Source organism: Streptomyces sp. NPDC046465, assembly GCF_040646035.1.
Taxonomy (GTDB): domain Bacteria; phylum Actinomycetota; class Actinomycetes; order Streptomycetales; family Streptomycetaceae; genus Streptomyces.
In genome coordinates, this window is sequence record NZ_JBEYZK010000020.1 from 1 (window position 1) to 15,129 (window position 15,129).

At 72.1% G+C, this 15,129-nt stretch carries 20 protein-coding genes and 1 riboswitch; of the genes, 10 read left to right on the top strand and 10 right to left on the bottom strand.

The features are described 5' to 3' along the window. Window positions 1–153 precede the first annotated feature (153 nt). Window positions 154–282, bottom strand: coding sequence for an LPFR motif small protein (locus ABZ953_RS28510; protein ID WP_361729362.1), 129 nt, complete (start codon window positions 280–282; stop codon window positions 154–156). A gap of 196 nt (window positions 283–478) precedes the next feature. Between ABZ953_RS28510 and ABZ953_RS28515 the strand changes: the two genes are divergently transcribed. Genes ABZ953_RS28515 through ABZ953_RS28525 form a run of 3 tightly spaced genes read left to right on the top strand, consistent with a single transcriptional unit; the run spans window position 479 to window position 4,143 of the window. Continuing rightward, the gene (locus ABZ953_RS28515; protein WP_361729365.1) at window positions 479–1,012 is read left to right on the top strand and encodes a 2Fe-2S iron-sulfur cluster-binding protein; all 534 of its coding nucleotides are present in this window, start codon (window positions 479–481) and stop codon (window positions 1,010–1,012) included. Then, a complete protein-coding gene (locus tag ABZ953_RS28520) occupies window positions 1,009–2,004 on the top strand; it encodes a xanthine dehydrogenase family protein subunit M (RefSeq protein ID WP_361729368.1) in 996 nt (331 codons plus the stop codon). Before ABZ953_RS28515 ends, ABZ953_RS28520 begins: the two co-directional genes overlap by 4 nt. Before the next feature lie 30 nt (window positions 2,005–2,034). After that, a complete protein-coding gene (locus ABZ953_RS28525) occupies window positions 2,035–4,143 on the top strand; it encodes a xanthine dehydrogenase family protein molybdopterin-binding subunit (RefSeq protein WP_361729371.1) in 2,109 nt (702 codons plus the stop codon). 16 nt (window positions 4,144–4,159) lie between these two features. Here the strand turns inward: ABZ953_RS28525 and ABZ953_RS28530 are convergent, their stop codons facing one another. Together ABZ953_RS28530 and ABZ953_RS28535 are read right to left on the bottom strand one after the other, a co-directional pair. Then, window positions 4,160–5,188, bottom strand: a complete 1,029-nt coding sequence (locus ABZ953_RS28530; protein ID WP_361729743.1) for a PHP domain-containing protein — start codon at window positions 5,186–5,188, stop codon at window positions 4,160–4,162. Window positions 5,189–5,326: 138 nt separating this feature from the next. Continuing rightward, window positions 5,327–5,554, bottom strand: coding sequence for a DUF5133 domain-containing protein (locus ABZ953_RS28535; RefSeq protein WP_361729374.1), 228 nt, complete (start codon window positions 5,552–5,554; stop codon window positions 5,327–5,329). Window positions 5,555–5,739: 185 nt separating this feature from the next. Between ABZ953_RS28535 and ABZ953_RS28540 the strand changes: the two genes are divergently transcribed. The 3 genes from ABZ953_RS28540 to ABZ953_RS28550 all read left to right on the top strand — a co-directional run bounded on the left by ABZ953_RS28540 (window position 5,740) and on the right by ABZ953_RS28550 (window position 8,399). Then, window positions 5,740–6,231: a hemerythrin domain-containing protein gene (locus ABZ953_RS28540; protein ID WP_361729377.1), complete on the top strand. Its 492-nt coding sequence runs from the start codon at window positions 5,740–5,742 to the stop codon at window positions 6,229–6,231. A gap of 247 nt (window positions 6,232–6,478) precedes the next feature. After that, complete coding sequence (locus ABZ953_RS28545; protein WP_361729380.1) at window positions 6,479–7,360, top strand: SGNH/GDSL hydrolase family protein; 882 nt, start codon at window positions 6,479–6,481, stop codon at window positions 7,358–7,360. Between the two features lie 196 nt (window positions 7,361–7,556). Next, window positions 7,557–8,399 (top strand): endo alpha-1,4 polygalactosaminidase, encoded by an 843-nt coding sequence (locus tag ABZ953_RS28550; protein WP_361729746.1) that lies wholly within the window; start codon window positions 7,557–7,559, stop codon window positions 8,397–8,399. Here the strand turns inward: ABZ953_RS28550 and ABZ953_RS28555 are convergent. From ABZ953_RS28555 to ABZ953_RS28570, 4 genes are read right to left on the bottom strand one after another with little or no spacing between them, the layout of a single operon-like run. Further along, the gene (locus ABZ953_RS28555) at window positions 8,378–9,232 is read right to left on the bottom strand and encodes an ATP-binding cassette domain-containing protein (protein ID WP_361729382.1); all 855 of its coding nucleotides are present in this window, start codon (window positions 9,230–9,232) and stop codon (window positions 8,378–8,380) included. The genes ABZ953_RS28550 and ABZ953_RS28555 overlap by 22 nt on opposite strands. Continuing rightward, complete coding sequence (gene cbiQ, locus ABZ953_RS28560; RefSeq protein WP_361729385.1) at window positions 9,229–9,978, bottom strand: cobalt ECF transporter T component CbiQ; 750 nt, start codon at window positions 9,976–9,978, stop codon at window positions 9,229–9,231. The genes ABZ953_RS28555 and cbiQ overlap by 4 nt, the downstream gene beginning before the upstream one ends. A gap of 7 nt (window positions 9,979–9,985) precedes the next feature. After that, a complete protein-coding gene (locus ABZ953_RS28565) occupies window positions 9,986–10,327 on the bottom strand; it encodes an energy-coupling factor ABC transporter substrate-binding protein (RefSeq protein ID WP_361729388.1) in 342 nt (113 codons plus the stop codon). Beyond that, entirely contained in the window at window positions 10,327–11,037 is a 711-nt protein-coding gene (locus tag ABZ953_RS28570; RefSeq protein WP_361729391.1) for an energy-coupling factor ABC transporter permease, read from the bottom strand. Before ABZ953_RS28570 ends, ABZ953_RS28565 begins: the two co-directional genes overlap by 1 nt. Before the next feature lie 29 nt (window positions 11,038–11,066). Then, a riboswitch (cobalamin riboswitch) is annotated at window positions 11,067–11,251 on the bottom strand. Window positions 11,252–11,384: 133 nt separating this feature from the next. Here ABZ953_RS28570 and ABZ953_RS28575 point away from each other — a divergent pair. Beyond that, window positions 11,385–11,828, top strand: coding sequence for an alpha/beta fold hydrolase (locus ABZ953_RS28575; protein WP_361729748.1), 444 nt, complete (start codon window positions 11,385–11,387; stop codon window positions 11,826–11,828). Continuing rightward, window positions 11,818–12,081, top strand: coding sequence for a hypothetical protein (locus ABZ953_RS28580; RefSeq protein WP_361729394.1), 264 nt, complete (start codon window positions 11,818–11,820; stop codon window positions 12,079–12,081). Before ABZ953_RS28575 ends, ABZ953_RS28580 begins: the two co-directional genes overlap by 11 nt. A 26-nt stretch (window positions 12,082–12,107) precedes the next feature. Here the strand turns inward: ABZ953_RS28580 and cobF are convergent, their stop codons facing one another. Next, the gene (cobF, locus tag ABZ953_RS28585; protein WP_361729397.1) at window positions 12,108–12,884 is read right to left on the bottom strand and encodes a precorrin-6A synthase (deacetylating); all 777 of its coding nucleotides are present in this window, start codon (window positions 12,882–12,884) and stop codon (window positions 12,108–12,110) included. Between the two features lie 199 nt (window positions 12,885–13,083). Between cobF and ABZ953_RS28590 the strand changes: the two genes are divergently transcribed. Together ABZ953_RS28590 and ABZ953_RS28595 are read left to right on the top strand one after the other, a co-directional pair. Next, window positions 13,084–13,425 carry a hypothetical protein gene (locus ABZ953_RS28590; protein ID WP_361729765.1) on the top strand — a complete coding sequence of 114 codons (342 nt, stop codon included), beginning with the start codon at window positions 13,084–13,086 and terminating at the stop codon, window positions 13,423–13,425. A 10-nt stretch (window positions 13,426–13,435) separates the two neighbouring features. Then, window positions 13,436–14,017, top strand: coding sequence for a histidine phosphatase family protein (locus ABZ953_RS28595; RefSeq protein WP_361729400.1), 582 nt, complete (start codon window positions 13,436–13,438; stop codon window positions 14,015–14,017). 10 nt (window positions 14,018–14,027) lie between these two features. On the opposite strand, the gene ABZ953_RS28600 is transcribed toward ABZ953_RS28595, so the two are convergent. Together ABZ953_RS28600 and ABZ953_RS28605 are read right to left on the bottom strand one after the other, a co-directional pair. Continuing rightward, complete coding sequence (locus tag ABZ953_RS28600) at window positions 14,028–14,330, bottom strand: hypothetical protein (RefSeq protein WP_361729403.1); 303 nt, start codon at window positions 14,328–14,330, stop codon at window positions 14,028–14,030. 37 nt (window positions 14,331–14,367) lie between these two features. Further along, the gene (locus ABZ953_RS28605; protein ID WP_361729406.1) at window positions 14,368–15,129 is read right to left on the bottom strand and encodes a CbtA family protein; all 762 of its coding nucleotides are present in this window, start codon (window positions 15,127–15,129) and stop codon (window positions 14,368–14,370) included.

Here is a 15,129-nt window from a genome sequence, read left to right on the forward strand (position 1 = left end):
GCCGAAGGGCTGGTCGTCACCCGCCCCGGCGCGGGCGTCTTCCGCGCCGAGGCGCCCGCGCCCGCCGAGCCCGTCGGCGAGGCCGGAGCAAGTGCTCCGGCCCCCTCTCACGGGCTACGTCGGCCTTACGGGCTACGTCGGTCGTGTCAGCCGTCAGTGATGACCGTGAGCGCTGTCGGAAGCGCCTCCGAAGAGCCGCGCGACCGCGCGGAACGGCAGGGTGACCACCGTGGCAATGGCTCCACCGATGGCACGGAGAACGTCTGCAATGGCCTTCAGCATGAGGGGCCTCCATAGAGCACTGGCTCGATAGTGGTCAATTGCTGTACGTCGCTGTACAGCCTTGCCTCTGTCGCATGCCCCACCGACGCCGGAGAAAACAGTCCGGCCGCTCCCGGCATGCCGGAATGCGTGTTCTGACTCAGGCTGGACAAACGATGTCGCCACAGACCGGTTCAGGACGAGGGAGCAGTGCGCCATGGGAACCGATGTGTTCCATTCAGAAGTGCCCATGACGGTGAACGGAAAGGGCCGCACCCCTGCCGTCGATCACCGTTCGACACTGCTGGACGTCCTGCGGGAGCAGCTGGACCTGACCGGCGCCAAGAAGGGCTGCGATCACGGCCAGTGCGGCGCCTGCACCGTCCTCGTCGACGGACGCCGCGCGAACAGCTGTCTGCTGCTTGCCGTCGCCGCCGAAGGGTGCGAGATCACCACCGTCGAAGGGCTGCGGTCCACCGACGGTGAGAGCCCGCACCCGCTGCAGCGGGCCTTCCTCGATCGCGACGCCTTCCAGTGCGGATACTGCACCCCCGGGCAGCTCTGTTCGGCCGTCGGCGCCATCGCCGAGGCCGAGGCGGGCCACGCCTCGTACGTGACGGATCCGGCCGACGCGGCCGGTCCACCCGTACGGCTGAGCAAGGACGAGATCCGCGAGCGGCTCAGCGGCAACCTGTGCCGCTGCGGCGCCTACCCGCACATCGTCGAAGCCGTCGAGGACGTGGCCCGTTGAAGACCTTCAGGTACGTACGCGCCCACAGCGTCGACGAGGCGACCGCGGCCCACGCAGGCCGCCCCGCCTCCCGCTACCTCGGTGGCGGAACCAACCTCGTCGACCTGATGAAGCTCGGTGTCGAGGCCCCGGGGACCCTGATCGACGTCAGCTGGCTGCCGCTGGACACCGTCGAGGAGCTCCGCGACGGCTCCGTCCGTGTCGGCGCCACCGTGCGCAACAGCGACCTCGCCGCCCACCCGCTGATCCGTGACCGCTATCCCGTGCTTGCGCAGGCACTGCTCTCCGGAGCATCGGGCCAGCTGCGCAACGTGGCCACGACGGGCGGGAACCTGCTGCAGCGCACCCGCTGCCCCTATTTCCAGGACCTGAGCAAGCCGTGCAACAAGCGTGCGCCCGGCACCGGCTGCGGCGCGCGCGACGGCGTCAACCGTGACCACGCCGTCCTCGGGCACTCCCCGCAGTGCGTCGCCACGCACCCCTCCGACATGGCGGTCGCGCTCGCCGCGCTCGACGCGCGGGTCGAACTGCGGGGAACGCGGGGCGCGCGCACGCTGCCCGCCGCCGAGTTCCACCGGCTGCCCGGCGACCGGCCGGACCAGGACACCGAGATCGCGCACGGTGAGCTCATCACCGGCGTGCTCCTGCCGCCCTCGGGCGCCGGCCTCCCTTCGGCCTACCGCAAGGCGCGCGACCGTGCCTCGTACGCCTTCGCACTCGCGTCCGTGGCGGTGGTGCTCGGCGTCGAGGACTCCGTCGTACGCCACGTGCGGATCGCGTTCGGCGGCCTGGCCCACCGGCCCTGGCGCGCCCTGCGTGCCGAGGAGGCGCTGCTGGGCGGTGCGCCGACGGACGAGGCCTTCCTGCGGGCCGTCGACGCCGAACTCGCCGCCGCCGAACCCCTGCGGGACAACGCCTTCAAGGTGCGGCTCGCCCGCAATCTCGCCTGTGACGTCCTGCGGCGCCTGGCCGCCTCACCCACCGCGTCCTGACCCCGCCACATCCGCTTTCAGGGAGAACTCATGCCGGACACCGTCAGTGCTCTCGGGGCGCCCACCGAGCGCAGGGAGGGTCCCGACAAGGTGGCCGGGGCCGCCCGCTACGCCGCCGAGCACACGCCCGAGGGGTGCGCCTACGCCTGGCCCGTCCCTGCCACGGTGGCGCGCGGTGAGGTCACTGCCGTCGACGACGAGGCGGCCTTGGCGCTGCCCGGCGTCGTCGGTGTCCTCAGCCATCTGAACGCGCCGAGCCTGGCCGAGCCGGACGACGCGACCCTCGCCGTACTGCAGAACGCCCGGGTCCCGCACCGCGGCTGGTACGTCGCGCTGGTCGTCGCCGACACCCTGGAGGCCGCACGCGAAGGCGCCGCGGCCGTACGGATCACGTACTCCGAAGAGCCCCACGACGTCACCCTGCGGGCCGACCACCCCGACGCGTATGTACCGGAGGACACGGACGGCACCTCCGGTGAGCACGCACGCGGCGACGCCGAGAAGGCCTTCGCCGCCGCGCCCGTGCGCGTCGACGCCGAGTACCGGGTGCCGCCCCTGCACAACCACCCCATGGAGCCGCACGCGGCCACCGCCCGCTGGCACGACGGGCACCTGACCGTGCACGACTCCAGCCAGGGGGCCACCACCGTCCGCGACGTCCTGGCCGGCCTGTTCGAGCTGCCGAAGGACCGGATCACCGTCGTCTCCGAACACGTCGGCGGCGGCTTCGGGTCCAAGGGCACGCCCAGGCCGCACGTGGTGCTCGCCTCGATGGCCGCCCGGGTGACCGGGAGGCCGGTGAAACTCTCCCTCCCCCGCCGACAGCTGCCGGCCGTCGTGGGCCACCGCTCCCCGACCCTGCACCGGGTGCGGCTCGCCGCTGAGGAAGACGGCACGCTGACCTCCGTGATCCACGAGGTGACCGCGCACACCTCCCGGCTCAAGGAGTTCATGGAGACGGCCGCCGCCGCGACGCGCGTCATGTACCCCTCCGCGCACGGCCGCACCACCCACCGCGTGGTGCCCCTCGACGTGCCGAGCCCCTCCTGGATGCGGGCGCCGGGTGAGGCTCCCGGCATGTACGCGCTGGAGTCGGCGATGGACGAACTCGCGGCGGCGGCCGGCCTCGACCCCGTCGAGCTGCGGCTGCGCAACGACACCGACAAGGAACCCGACAGCTCCCTGCCGTTCAGCAGCCGCCACCTCGCCGAATGTCTGCGGGACGGGGCCCGTCGGTTCGGCTGGTCCGAGCGCGACCCGCGACCCCGCGCACGCCGCGAAGGGCCCGTCCTCGTGGGCACCGGCGTCGCCTCGGCGACGTATCCGGCCAGTGCCGTGCCCTCCCGGGCCGCCGCCCACGCCTACCCCGACGGCAGTTTCGTGGTTCAGGTCAACGCCACCGACATCGGCACGGGCGCGCGCACCGTGCTCGCCCAGGTCGCCGCCGACGCGCTCGGCGTGCCGGTGGAGCGGGTGCGCGCCGAGATCGGGAGCAGCGACCTTCCGGCGGCGCCGCTGGCCGGAGGCTCCATGGGGACGGCCTCCTGGGGCTGGGCCGTCCACGAGGCCTGTACCCGCCTCGCCGAGCGGCTCGCCGGTCAGCAGGGGCAGCCACTGCCCACGGAGGGCGTCGGCGCCACGGCCGACACGGCGGGCACGGCCGACGCCGACAGCGACTACGCCCGGCACTCCTTCGGCGCCCACTTCGCCGAGGTCGGCGTCGACACGGTGACCGGCGAGGTCCGGGTGCGTCGCCTCCTGGGGGTCTACGCCGCAGGACACATCCTCAACTCCCGTACCGCCCGCTCGCAGTTCATCGGCGGCATGACCATGGGCCTTGGGATGGCGCTGACCGAGCACAGCACGATGGATGCGGCCTTCGGGGACTTCGTGGAGTCCGACCTCGCCGCCTACCACGTGCCGGCCCACGCCGACGTGCCGGTGATCGAGGCCCACTGGGTCGACGAAGACGACGCCCACCTCAACCCGATGGGGAGCAAGGGCGTCGGCGAGATCGGCATCGTGGGGACGGCGGCGGCCATCGGCAACGCGGTGCATCACGCGATCGGGGTGCGCCTGCGCGAACTGCCGCTCACCCCGGACCGGGTGCTGACGGCGCTGGAAGACGCCACCACCTGAGTCGTCTTCGGGCCCTTCAGGACGCGGACCGGGCCCGGCTCTTCCGCGTCCAGGCCAGAAGTTCCTCCGCCGGCCAGGTGTTCACGACCCGCTCGGCGGGGACGCCGCACTCCTCGGCCCTGGCGCACCCGATGACCTGCCAGTCCAGCTGGCCGGGCGCATGGGCGTCGGTATCGACGGCGAACAGCACCCCGGCCGCCACCGCCCGGCTCAGCAGTCGGCGTGGCGGGTCGAGCCGCTCGGGGCGGCTGTTGATCTCCACCGCCGTGCCCGCGGCCGCGCACGCGGCGAACACCTCGTCCGCGTCGAACTGCGACTCCGGCCTGCCCCGCCCCGCGACCAGCCGTCCGGTGCAGTGCCCGAGGACGTCGGCCCGCGGATCGCTGACCGCGGCGACCATGCGGCGCGTCATCGCGGCCGCGTCCATGCGCAGCTTGGAGTGCACGGACACGACCACCACATCAAGGCGGTCGAGCAGTTCCGGCTCCTGGTCGAGCGATCCGTCGTCGAGGATGTCGCACTCGATGCCGGTGAGCAGCCGGAAGGGGGCCCAGCTCGCATTGAGCGCGGCCACCACCTCCAGCTGCTCGCGCAACCGTTCCGGTGACAGGCCGCGGGCGATGGTCAGTCGCGGCGAATGGTCCGTGAGCACCGCCCACTCGTGGCCGATCGCCCGTGCCGCCCGGCCCATCTCCTCGATGGGGCTGCCGCCGTCCGACCAGTCGGAGTGCAGATGGCAGTCGCCGCGCAGCAGCGCCCTGAGTGCGGTGCCGCCCTCGGCGATCGGGGTGCGTGCCTCGTCCTCGAGCCGCTCCAGATAGCCCGGCACACCACCGGCCAGCGCCTCACGGACGACACCGGCGGTCTTGGGCCCGATCCCCTTGAGGGACTCCAGGGAGCCGTCGGCGGCACGGCCCGCGGCCTCGCCCTCGGCCAGCCCCGCGACCACGGCGGCCGCGGTGCGGAAGGCGCGCACCCGGTAGGTGGGCGCGCGGCCCCGCTCCAGCAGAAAGGCGATCCGTTCCAGCGCCTCCACGGGCTCCATCGACACCTCGGGCCTCCGGGACTGCGGCGTACGTACGCGCTCTCGCGCTCCGGCACTCTCCAGCGTGGCGCAGGCACGGGCGCGCGGCACGGCGAACCGGGGCAACGAACCGGGGCGGCGGTCCCGGCGGCCCCGCGGTCAGGCCGCCAGGTCCGGCATGTCGTCGAGGGCCGGTGCGGACAGCTGGGCCGTGGCGGCCGCGACGGCGGCTTCCACGGTCCGCGTGCCGGTGGATACGCACAGCGTGTACGAGACGTCGTCCAGCCGGCGACGGATCTCGGGTGAGTCCTCGGCGACCTGCTGGGCTCGCAGGGTCGAGTAGGTGTTGAGCAGTGCGTCCAGAATCGCCGGGTCGGGCCTGAGCACGCCGTACTCCTTCCACGATGTGAAATTTCGCTGGTGTTTTTCTCCTGTACCCGCACTTCTGGGCCATACGCATCCGAAATGTCGATCCACGGGTAAGCGCCGGTCACGGGGTACACAGCTACCTGAACCCGAGACCGGACGGGCCGGGCGGTGCTGCGCGCCGCGGCCCAGGAAAGGCGGATCCCATGCCCCCGACGCAGGACGTCGTCGAACTGATCCTCCAGGACCACCGCACGATGGAGGACCTCTTCCGCGCCATGCGCAGCGTGGAGGCCGACCGGGCCGCCGCGCTCAGCGAGTTCGCCGACCTGCTGATCGCGCACGCCCTGGCGGAGGAAGCCGAGGTGTACCCCGCGCTGCGCCGGTACAAGAACATCGACGACGAAGAGGTCGAGCACGGCGAGGAGGAGCACGAGGAGGGCAACAGGGCGCTCCTCGAACTGCTCCGGGTCGAGGACGTCGGCTCGGACGAGTGGGACGAGAAGCTGGAGAAGCTCGTCGAGGCCATCGCCCACCACACCGACGAGGAAGAGCGCACCATCCTCAACGACGCCCGCGAGAACGTCGCCATGAAACGGCGCGAGGAGCTCGGCTCGGCCTTCCTCGCGGAGCGCGAGAAGCAACTCGCCGCCCGACGCGGGAACGTGGACGACGTCCGCGGCATTCTCGAGAAGTGACGGCGTGACGGGGCACTCGTAGGCGAAGTCCGGTAGCGGCAGTCACTCCTCCACTGCCGCTACCGCTGCCCGGGTCGAGGCCTGTCCGGCGCATCGGGCTTGTCACCCGGATGCCAAACCATCGCGCGCGGACGCGCATGCACGCACGTAGTGAACGGTCCCGTTCTGCACTACGTTGCACACGCCCCACCTCTGGAAGCCTCGCCAGCCCCCACCCTCGCTTCCCCCTGCCCGGAGGAGAAACCCCATGCGCATGCCCACGCCGCATCGCACCGTCGCGGTCGTCGCCGCCGTCACCGGAGTCGCCGCGCTCGGCCTCGCCGCGGGACCCGCCGCCGCCGACACCGCGGAGCCGTTGCGCTACGTCGCCCTCGGCGACAGCTACAGCGCCGGTTCGGGCGTGCTCCCCCTCGACCCCGGGGCGCCCCTCCTCTGCGCCCGTACGTCGAGGAACTACCCGCATCTCCTCGCCGCCTCGCTTCGCGCGAAGCTCACCGACGTGACCTGCGGAGGCGCGCAGACCACGCACTTCACCACGGCCCAGTACCCGGGCGTCGCCCCGCAGTTCGACGCCCTCAAGAGCGACACGCAGCTGGTGACGCTCACCATCGGCGGCAACGACAACAACACGTTCATCAGCTCGATCCTGGCCTGCGGCAGCGCGGGCATCCTCTCGGGCGGCAAGGGCAGTCCCTGCAAGGACCGGTACGGGGACACCTTCAAGGACGAGGTCGAGTCGAAGACGTACCCGGCGATCAAGGCGTCCCTGAACCAGATCAAGAACAGATCACCGAAGGCGAAGGTCGCGATCCTCGGCTACCCGTGGATCACCCCGGCGAAGTCCGTGCCGGGCTGCTTCCTCAAGATGCCCCTCGCGGAGGGCGACGTCCCCTACCTCCGCGATCTGCAGGCCCACTTGAACGGGGCGGCGCGGCGGGCCGCCGCGGAGACCGGTGCCACGTATGTCGACATGGGTGCCGCGTCCGACGCGCACGACGCGTGCCGCCCGGCGGGCCAACGCTGGATCGAACCCGTCCTGTTCGGCACGAACTTCGTCCCCGTGCACCCCAACGCCGCCGGTGAGGCGGGCATGGCGGAACAGACGGCCAGGACGCTGAACCTGACCTGACCCGGCCTGACCTGACCTGAACCGGTCCCCCTGGCCCGACCTGCCGCCCGCCGCATGTGCCTCGGGCGCGAGCTGCGATCCTGGTCGGGTGACCGTGATCAAGTGGCTTACCAGCAAGAACCGCTCCGCGCAGGCCGATGAGACCCATCCCGTGCCGACCACCCGGGCACGGGCACGGGCAGGCGCACGGCATTCCGTGCGGATCGGCCTGGGCGGCGCGGTGCTCCTCGCCCTCCTCGCCGGATGTTCCACCGGCGACTCCGGTGGCTCCGGCGACGCCGACCGCCCCGAGCGACACGAGCGCGCCGGGGGCGATGTCCGGCAGCCGCCCGTCGACGCGACGTTCGACTACCAGCTCGGCGGCCCGTACACGCCCCCGTCGAAGGTGCGCGCCGTCTCGCGCGACCGCACCGCCGAGCCCGCCCCCGGCCGCTACAACATCTGTTACGTCAACGCCTTCCAGGCCCAGCCGGGCAAGAAGGCGACCCGCTGGTGGGAGCGCGAGCACCCCACTCTCGTGCTGCGTGACGACGAGGGGGACCCGGTCGTCGACGAGGACTGGAACGAGCCGCTGCTCGACATCTCGACGGCGAAGAAGCGTGCGGCCCTCGCCGAGATCGTCGGCAAGTGGATCGACAGCTGCGCGGAGGCGGGCTTCGACGCGGTGGAGCCCGACAACCTCGACTCCTACGAGCGCTCCGACGACCTCCTCACCCCCGACGACGCGGCGGCCTTCGCCCGGCTCCTCGCCCGGCGGGCGCACGACCAGGGCCTGGCCATCGCGCAGAAGAACACCACCGACCTGCTGGACCGGCGCAAGTACATCGGCTTCGACTTCGCCGTGACCGAGGAGTGCGCCCACTACAAGGAGTGCCCCGACTTCGCATCCGCGTACGGCGGGAAGGTCTTCGACATCGAGTACGTGCGGAAGGACTTCGACGCCGCCTGCCGCACCTGGGGCAAGGACCTGTCCATCACGCTGCGCGACCGCGACGTGCGGCCCGCGGGCGAGGAAGGCTACGTGTACCGCCACTGCTGAGCCGACCCGGTCACCAGGGCGGCCAACTCCTCTGCGGTGCGCGGCCCTTCGCCCGTACCGACCGGCAGGCCGTGCGTCCGCAGGAGCTCCCCGACGGCGATCCCCCACGGCAGGTGGAGCCCGGCCTGCGCCAGCAGGTCCCGCCTGCCCAGCATCCCGGCGACCGGCCCGGTCCGCACCCCGGCGGGGGTGAGCAGTGCCGCGTCGTCGGCCCAGCGCAGGGCCAGGTCCACGTCGTGGGTCGCCATGACCACGGTCGTCCCGCCGTCCCGCAACCCCTGGAGCGTGGCGAGGAGGCGCTCCTGGCCGTCGGGGTCGAGTCCCGCGGTCGGCTCGTCGAGGACGAGGACGCGCGGGCGCATCGCCACGGCCCCGGCGATGGCGGTCCGTTTGCGCTGGCCGTAGGAGAGCAGGTGGGTGGGGCGGTCGGCAAGCGCCGTGATGTCGAGTGCGGCGAGCGCCTCGGCCACCCGTGCCCGGACCTCGGCGTCGGGCAGGCCGAGGTTCAGCGGCCCGAAGGACACGTCCTGCTCGACGGAGGCGGCGAACAGCTGGTCGTCCGGGTCCTGGACGACCAGCTGCACGGTGGTGCGCAGCCGGGTCAGGCCCTTGCGGTCGTACGTCACGGGGACCCCCTCGACCGTCAGACGGCCCGCGGCGGGGCGCAGTCCGCCGCTGAGCAGCCGCATGAGGGTGGTCTTGCCGCTGCCGTTGCGTCCGAGCAAGGCGAGGGCGCGGCCCGCGACGACGTCGAAGTCCAGGTCCTCGAGGACGGTGGGACCGTCCTCGTAGGCGTAGGACGCGGCGCGCAGACCGACCACGGGCTCGGTCATGGAAGGAACCTTTCCAGTACGAGGGTGAGGGCCACGAGGCCCGCGAGCAGTACCGCCGCCGCGGCCACGAAGCGCCGCGAGATCCGCGCGTCGGGCACGAGGACCCGCAGCGTGCCGTCGTAGCCGCGTCCGGCGAGTCCGGCCTGCAGCCGGCTCGCCCGGTCGAAGGCCCGCACGAACGCGGTGGCGCCGAGACCGGCGAGGGAGCGCCAGGTGGCGGCGCGGGTGGTGTGGCCGAGCCGGGCGGCCTGCGCCTGGCGGATCCGGCTCATGGAGTCCAGGAGCAGGAAGCTCATCCGGTACGTGACGAGTGCGACGTCCACGACGGGTGCGGGCACGCCCGCCTTCACGAGCCGCGGCAGCAGGTCCGACATCGGCGTGGTGAAGGCGAACAGGAGCACGCCGAGCGAGGCGGCGGAGGTCCGCAGGAGCAGGCCGCCGGCGCGCGCCGGGCCGCCGTCGGCGAGCGTCACGAACCCGTCGGGGGCGCCGAGTTGGACGAGCAGGGTCAGGGCGCTCGTGACGCAGAAGCCGAGCGGCACCCGGTAGGCGCGCCACAGCTTGCGGGGCGGCACGCCCGCGGGCCCGACCAGCAGGACGAGCGCCGCGAGGAGCACCAGGGCGGCGCCAGGCCAGGGCGGCAGCGAGATGGCCAGGACGGTGAGGCCGAGCCCGAGAACGGCTTTGTCCACGGGGTGTCGGCGGCGCCAGCGGCTGCTGTGCGCCGCCGCGTCGATGGGCAGCACGGTCGGGTCAGACCTGCTCGGTCTCGGGCCGCTCGCCCTGCTCGATGAGCTGCTCCGCGCCCTGACGGCGTCCCTTGCGCAGCCCGAAGTAGTACGCGAGCACGCCCGCGCCCAGGGCCGCCTGGAGGGCGAAGAGCGCCGACTCGACCTCCCCGGAAGGGGGTTCGTACAAAGGCGAGAACCACGGCTTGTAGTCCGGCTCGATCTCGGTGATCGCCGTCTCGGCCTGCGCGTCGGCGCCCGCGAACGGCTCCTCCTTGTCGTCGCCGAGCCCGAGTGCCAGGGGCAGTACCGCGAGTGCGGCGACGACCACGAGCAGCAGAATGTTGATCTTCGCGTTCCGGCTCATCAGGCGTTGGCCCCCGTCTCCGTCTTGGCCGTCGACACGGTCCGCTTGCCTTGCAGCAGCACGCCGAGCCGGGTGAGCTCGCCCTTGCTGGACTGCACGAGCAACCGCATCACCAGGACGGTGAGCAGTCCTTCGCTGACCGCGAGCGGGATCTGGGTGACGGCGAAGATGCCGCCGAACTTGCCCAGGGCGCCCAGGAATCCGCTGCTGGGGTCGGGGAACGCCAGTGCCAGCTGGACGCTGGTGACGCAGTAGGTGGACAGGTCGGCGACGAACGCCCCGAAGAACACGGCGACCATGAGCGGCACGTCGTACCGCTTGAGGAGCCGGTAGACCGCGTATCCCGCCCAGGGCCCGACGATCGCCATCGAGAACACGTTGGCACCCAGGGTGGTGAGCCCGCCGTGGGCGAGCAGCAGGGCCTGGAAGAGCAGGGTGATGGTGCCGAGCACCGTCATGATGGGCGGCCGGAACAGGATCGCTCCGAGCCCGGTGCCCGTCGGGTGCGAGCAACTGCCCGTGACGGACGGGATCTTCAGTGCGGACAGGACGAATGTGAAGGCCCCGGAGGCGCCGAGGAGCAGCGTGCTCTCCGGGTGCTCCTTGACCTCACGGGTCAGGGAGCGGACTCCGTGGACGACGAACGGCGCGGACGCTACGCCCCAGGCGATCGCGTGCGCCGGCGGGAGGAAACCCTCGGCTATGTGCATGGCTCGGCAGACCCTCTCCAGCACCTCGTGGATGGACAACGCGCCTTGGCCGGTCTCCTGGCTGACGGGTCGTACCGACCGGACTCCGCCTTCCCGGGTACGTGAGTACCCAGTGGCTGCCGCGAGGGCTGGAGCCGGACTTCCCGATCACAGTGGCGAGGGCCGCACCGGCATCACACCGGATTTCCCGTGCACCAAGGCGTGGTGACATTAGTGCGCAATTGATCTGCTGACAACTTGCGCCGTGGGTGTGGGGGTGTCACACGCGAGCGCGTATACCACCGCGTACGCCCCTGTTCAGAGGCCGTATGCGGGGAACTTCCCGGTAGGTTTGCGCGGTGACATCGATGGAGACCCAGGGCCTCGCACCGATGAGCGACGGGACGCGATTGCACTGGGCGGCGCTGCGGGGCACGGCACGGCGGACGCCCGTGGTCATGCTCCACGGCGGTCCGGGGCTGCCGGACTATCTGGGTGAGATCGCCCCCATGGTCGCGGACCTCGCACCCGTGTACCGGTACGACCAGCGTGGCACCGGCCGGTCCCCGTGGGAGGGCCGCCATTCCCTGGCGCGGCATGTCGACGACCTCGCCGGGCTGCTCGACGCGTGGAACGCGCCCGACGCCGTGTTGATCGGGCACTCCTACGGCACCGACCTGGCCAGCCGGTTCTGCCTGAAACACCCTCACACTGGCCTGGTACACCGACCACGCCGACCCCGAACGCGGCTGGGCCTGGGCCGCGCGGGGCGCCCGGCGCCGCCGTCCGGTCAACTGGGCGATGAACCGTGACCTCGGCAGGGAAGGACGCGCGGACCCCCTCGACGAGCATCTCGACGCACTGTCCACGCGCCTGCCCGCGCGAACGGAGCTTCTCGGTGGAGCCGACGATCCGCGCCCTGTGTCGTCACTGGCTTCACTCGCGCTCCGGCTCGGTGTTCCGCTGACGCGGATCGAGGGCGCCGGGCACGAACCCTGGCTGGAACGGCCCGGCGCCGTGCGTGCGCACCTTCGGCGCTTCGTGCGGAGCACGGTGGGTGCGTAGGCATGCGGAGGGTCGGCCGACCGGTCTCAGCCCTTGATCCGCAGCAGATACGTGTCCATGATCCAGCCGTGCCGCTCCCTGGCTTCCGCCCGGACCCGCCGGATGCGGTCGGACACCTCGCGCAGCGGCCCCGCGATGAGCAGTTCGTCGGGAGTGCCCAGATAGGCACCCCAGTAGATCCACACGTCCGCGCCCTCGACCTGGGTGAACGACTCGTGTGCGTCGAGCATGACGACGATGTCGCCGTCGTCGTTCTGGCCCACGTCGGCGAGGCGCCTGGCCGGGGTGATGTGCACCGGATGTCCCACCTGGTTCAGCGGGATGCGGTGCCGGGCGGTCAGTGTGGCGACGCTGGTGATGCCGGGGATCACCTCGACGGTGACGTGGAGCGCGCCGCGGTCCTCGATCTCGCCGAGGATGCCGAGCGTGCTGTCGTACAGGGAGGGATCGCCCCAGACGAGAAAGGCCCCCGTCTCACCGGCCGTCATCTCCTGGCGCATGGCGCGCTCGAAGATCTCCCCGCGCCGCTCACGCCAGTCCAGAACGGCCGCGGTGTAATCGGACCGGTCCATCGGCCGCCGGTCTCGGCTCGGGTCCTCGACCTCCACCACGCGGTACGGACCCGGCGCGTGCTCCTCGATCATCTGGTGACGCAGATCCGTCAGGGACGCCTTGTGGGGACCCTTGCCGACGATGAAGAAGACGTCGGCGCGGCGGATCGCCTTCACCGCCTGGAGGGTCAGGTGGTCGGGGTCGCCCGCCCCGATGCCGATGACGAGGATCGCGCGCTGTTCCGTACTCATGAGGGCAGTCTCCCAGGGCCGCATGGCGCTCACGGAAGCGGGCGCCGGCCCGGGCCGTCGTACGAAAGCTGGGCGCCGTCAGGGAGTTCGCCGTACCAGAGCACGTGGGCGACCTCCTCGAAGGAGCGGCGGGTTCTGCGGATTATGCGAATTGTGCGGATGTTAGATTCACCGGGACCGGTGCCTGGACGGCCAGGAGGTGCGTGGTGCCCGAGCGGATTCCCGTACGCAGGATCTACGCCCAGGGAAGCTGCACCGCGTCGCGGAGGGCTTCGGCGTGGACACGGAGTACTTCTCCGGCGCCGACGAGGACCGCCTTGCCACCGACCTGCGGACGGCGCTCGCCGATGAGGCCCGCGGCGGGCCGCTGCCCGACGCGGACGACCTCAGCCGCCCCGCAGGCGGCGCCCGGCACCGCCCTGCACCCCGGCGAGCCGCACGACGAGGTGGCAACCGACTGACGGTCACCCCGGACCGGCGCGCCTTCGTCCCCTGCCCCGTGGAGGGGCGTGACCGGTCATCCCCAACGCCCGACCAGTGAAAGGACGTCCGTGACCACGCGCGTACTGCTCGTCTCGCCTGCCATGACCGCCGCGGCGCGGCGCGGCGTGTTCGGCGACGACGAGCCCCTCGACCCGCCCGGCGCGGCGCAGACCCGCCGGGCGGCCGGATCCCTGCCCACGGGATGCCGGGTCCTCCTCTCCCCCGGTGTGCGCTGCGCGCAGACGGCGGACGCACTCGGCCTCGGAACGGGCCTGGAAGTGCCGTCGCTGGCCGGCCTCGACCCGGGCAGGTGGCGCGGCAGGCCACTGGCGGAGGTGAGTGCCACGGAAGCGCAGGCGGTGGCCCGTTGGCTGACCGAGCCGGAGACGGCGGCCCCGGGCGGCCAGTCCGTGGCCGACGTGTGCACACGTGTGGGCCGGTGGCTGGATGCGCCCCGGACGGACACTCCGTCCGGACGCGTCGTCGCCGTCGTGGAGCCCGAGGTGGTGCGGGCGGCCGCCGTTCACGCCACGGGGGCTCCGCTGTCCGCGTTCTGGCGATTCGACGTGCTGCCGTTGTCGACGACCGAACTCAGCGGACGCTCCGGACGCTGGAACATCCGGCTCGGCGGGCCGCTCGGCGCCGCGTGACGCGCGCGGTTCAGCGGCCCTGGTCACGGTGGCGGGCCAGCAGCACGGCCACCGTGCACCGCACGCAGGCGGTCTGCGGGGCCGCCGGATCGCCGACGGCGCACCTTTCCGCCGGGCAGGCACCGACCAGTTCCTCCAGGTCGCGCAGGAGCCGCTCGGTCCGCTTGGCCTGCTGGGCGAGCACCCTCACCCGTGCGCTCTGCCCGCCGATCTGCCGACGGCTCGCGATCAGTTGCGCGTACTCCTCGGGGGTCAGCGCGACCGCCGCATGTCCGCCGAGGGTGATGTGGCGCGGCTCGGGGTGTCCGGGCACTCCGCTCCTCGATTCGTCGCCGTGCCGTGTCCCGGTCCTACCGATCCGCCGCGACCGACTTCCCGGACGTCGGCGCCGCGGGCTTCGGCAGCAGCAGGCGCTGCGCCAACTCCCCGAAGATCAGGCCGAAGGCGCACCACAGAGTCGCCTGCATGGCGAGGGCGGAGAGGCGGAAACGCCACAGCAGCGCGGCCGGGAAGTGCTCGGGAACGTCGTTGATCACCGGCAGGAACTCATAGGCCAGTCCGATGGCCACGGCGAAGCCGAGCACGGCCGCGACGGTCGCGTACCAGGCACCGAGCAGGGGCGCGAGCCGCTTGCCCAGCAGGGTCGCGGCGACCGCGAGGAGCACGCTGAGCACCATCATCAGCAGATACAGGGAGGTCCGCTTGCCGATGGTGTCGGGGTTGCCGACAGCGGGCGGGTTGGCCGGGTACTTCAGGAACGGCACGACGTAGACGGCGAGCAGCGCGCAGCCCGAAAGGAGCAGCGCCGTCGCCCGCGGGCCGAACCGGCCGACGCGGCCGAGGGCGAAGCTGTAGGCGAGCGCGGCGATTCCGCCGAAGGCGACCCCGTAGACGAGGACACCGGTGGCGAGGCCGGCCGTGGACTGCAGGCTCCGCGAGACGAGTTCGACCTCGTCGCCGTGCGAGTGGCCGGCGTGCGCCTCTTCGAAGCCGATGGCGGCGTCGACGTTCGGCTCACCGAGCCAGTAGGCGATGACGAGGGCGAGCACGCCGGCCCCAAGACCGGCGAGCATGCCTCGAACGAGCAGGTTGCGTACGGTTGTCGAGTTCAT

Bases quoted from the DNA above. Each gene is read 5' to 3' on its own strand.
- ABZ953_RS28515 (WP_361729365.1), top strand. From the start codon at position 479: ATGGGAACCGATGTGTTCCATTCAGAAGTGCCCATGACGGTGAACGGA.
- ABZ953_RS28545 (WP_361729380.1), top strand. From the start codon at position 6,479: ATGCGCATGCCCACGCCGCATCGCACCGTCGCGGTCGTCGCCGCCGTC.
- ABZ953_RS28605 (WP_361729406.1), bottom strand. From the start codon at position 15,129: ATGAACTCGACAACCGTACGCAACCTGCTCGTTCGAGGCATGCTCGCC.
- ABZ953_RS28570 (WP_361729391.1), bottom strand. From the start codon at position 11,037: ATGCACATAGCCGAGGGTTTCCTCCCGCCGGCGCACGCGATCGCCTGG.
- ABZ953_RS28580 (WP_361729394.1), top strand. From the start codon at position 11,818: ATGAACCGTGACCTCGGCAGGGAAGGACGCGCGGACCCCCTCGACGAG.
- ABZ953_RS28565 (WP_361729388.1), bottom strand. From the start codon at position 10,327: ATGAGCCGGAACGCGAAGATCAACATTCTGCTGCTCGTGGTCGTCGCC.
- ABZ953_RS28525 (WP_361729371.1), top strand. From the start codon at position 2,035: ATGCCGGACACCGTCAGTGCTCTCGGGGCGCCCACCGAGCGCAGGGAG.
- cobF (WP_361729397.1), bottom strand. From the start codon at position 12,884: ATGAGTACGGAACAGCGCGCGATCCTCGTCATCGGCATCGGGGCGGGC.
- ABZ953_RS28555 (WP_361729382.1), bottom strand. From the start codon at position 9,232: ATGACCGAGCCCGTGGTCGGTCTGCGCGCCGCGTCCTACGCCTACGAG.
- ABZ953_RS28540 (WP_361729377.1), top strand. From the start codon at position 5,740: ATGCCCCCGACGCAGGACGTCGTCGAACTGATCCTCCAGGACCACCGC.
- ABZ953_RS28510 (WP_361729362.1), bottom strand. From the start codon at position 282: ATGCTGAAGGCCATTGCAGACGTTCTCCGTGCCATCGGTGGAGCCATT.
- ABZ953_RS28530 (WP_361729743.1), bottom strand. From the start codon at position 5,188: ATGGAGCCCGTGGAGGCGCTGGAACGGATCGCCTTTCTGCTGGAGCGG.
- ABZ953_RS28575 (WP_361729748.1), top strand. From the start codon at position 11,385: ATGGAGACCCAGGGCCTCGCACCGATGAGCGACGGGACGCGATTGCAC.